2 protein-coding genes are annotated in these 1,796 nt (G+C 65.6%); one reads left to right on the forward strand and one right to left on the reverse strand.

Features of this window, described 5'->3' with window-relative positions; all coding sequences use genetic code 11:
• The coding region (locus tag WA944_RS06770) for a TetR/AcrR family transcriptional regulator (protein WP_526646628.1) at positions 1–619 on the reverse strand (619 nt) is incomplete at its 3' end.
• A 99-nt stretch (positions 620–718) separates the two neighbouring features.
• Between WA944_RS06770 and WA944_RS06775 the strand changes: the two genes are divergently transcribed.
• Entirely contained in the window at positions 719–1,750 is a 1,032-nt protein-coding gene (locus WA944_RS06775; protein ID WP_526373771.1) for a Rieske 2Fe-2S domain-containing protein, read from the forward strand.
• The last annotated feature ends 46 nt before the right edge of the window (positions 1,751–1,796 follow it).

Below are 1,796 nucleotides of genomic sequence, written 5' to 3' on the forward strand. Positions count from 1 at the left end.
GGTAGGCGACCAGCGCGTTGGCCAGGCCGCGGCGGGCGACGTCGAGGTCGGCGTAGGAACCCAGCTGGCGCTCGGACACCAGGCCACGCATCGCGCCGGGAATGAGGGTGGCCACCTCGCGGACCCGTTCGGGGTCGATGTCGAGGCCGGCGAACGCGTTGCGGCAGGTCTGCAGCCACGACTGCCCCCATAAGTACAGTTCGGCGGCGGTCTGGGGATAGAGCCTTTCGAGTTCAGTGCGATCCCGGGGGAGCGCCGCCCGAAGATTCTCGATCGCACGCGAATCCGGTTCCGCCAGGCCGTGATACAGCGTGTCGATGATGCCCGCGACGCGGTCGCGAAGCGGTGCGTCCTCGTCCACCGTCGAGAAGATCTCGGCGCGACGCTGCGCGGTCCGGTGCAGCACCGCGGCCCAGAACCCGTCGGCATCGCCGAACTGGTACTGCACCGCGCCCCAGGTGGCGCCGATGTCCTTGGCGATCCGGTTGGCCGACACCGACCCGGGATCTCCCGAGGCCAGTGAGCGCAGGGCGGCCTCGAGCATGTTCTCTCGGGTCGCCTGGCCGCGCCTGTTCGTGCGGCGCGCGGGCACCCCGGTCGGCTCGGCCACCTCGGTCATGGACCGAGGATAGCGAAGGTGTCGTAGAACCCACTATGTTTGTTTCATAGACTGCTCTACCATTCATCGAAACCGCCGCCGGACGCGAAGGGATTGTCGATGGCCAAACCACCCCTGTCGATGAAACCCACCGGCTGGTTTCAGGTCGCGTGGTCCGATGAGATCGCCGTCGGCGGCGTGCACACGATGAAGTACTTCGACCAGGAGATGGTGGCCTGGCGGTCCGAGTCCGGTGATCTGACGGTGATGAACGCCTACTGCGAACACCTGGGCGCGCACCTCGGGTACGGCGGCACCGTCAAAGGTGAGGTGCTGCAGTGCCCGTTTCACGGGTGGCAGTGGAACCAGCAGGGGCGCAACGTTTGCATCCCGTACGAGGACCGGCCCAACCGTGGCCGCCGCATCAAGACATACCCGGTGGTGGAGCGCAACGAGTCGGTCTACATCTGGCACGACATCGAGGACCGCGACCCATTCTTCGAGGCGCCCGACATCTTCGCCGACTTCGGCGATGACAGCAGTGCCGCGGACTATTTTCCCCAGCAGCGGTTGTTCCGGCAGGGCCTGCAGATGCACCCGCAGTACGTGCTGGAGAACGGTGTGGATTTCGCCCACTTCAAGTACGTGCACAACACCCCGATCGTGCCCGTGTTCACCCGCCACGACTTCGACGGGCCGGTGTCCTACGTCGACTTCACAATCACCTTCGAAGGCGACGGCGGTCAGAGGATCGAAGACATCGACAGTGGCGTCGAGGCGATCAACGGCGGGCTCGGAATCGCGGTGACCAAGAGCTGGGGAATGATCGACAAACCGGACCATCTCGGCGATCACCCGGTCGACGAGTTCACCTCCGATGTGCGGTTCATGGTCTACATCGGCCGGCCTGCCGACCAGTCGGGCCGAGATCCTGCGCGCGCCGAGGCCAAGGCCCACGAATTCGGTGCCGAGGCGATCCGGCAGTTCAGCCAGGACATCCACATCTGGGCACATCAGCGGTATTCCGACCCGCCGGCGCTGGCGAGCTCCGAGTTGGCGGGGTTCACCGCCATCCGCCAGTGGGCGATGAAGTTCTATCCCGACGGCAGGGGCGGAAGCGCCGCCGAACTGGCCGCCGCCGACAGCAGATGACCACTCCAGAAAGGCATTCCATGAGTCCCATCAAGGTGTTCCAGGT

Origin of the sequence: Mycobacterium sp. (assembly GCF_049683355.1) — a bacterium.
In the GTDB taxonomy this organism is placed as follows: domain Bacteria; phylum Actinomycetota; class Actinomycetes; order Mycobacteriales; family Mycobacteriaceae; genus Mycobacterium.

Bases quoted from the DNA above. Each gene is read 5' to 3' on its own strand.
- WA944_RS06775 (WP_526373771.1), top strand. From the start codon at position 719: ATGGCCAAACCACCCCTGTCGATGAAACCCACCGGCTGGTTTCAGGTC.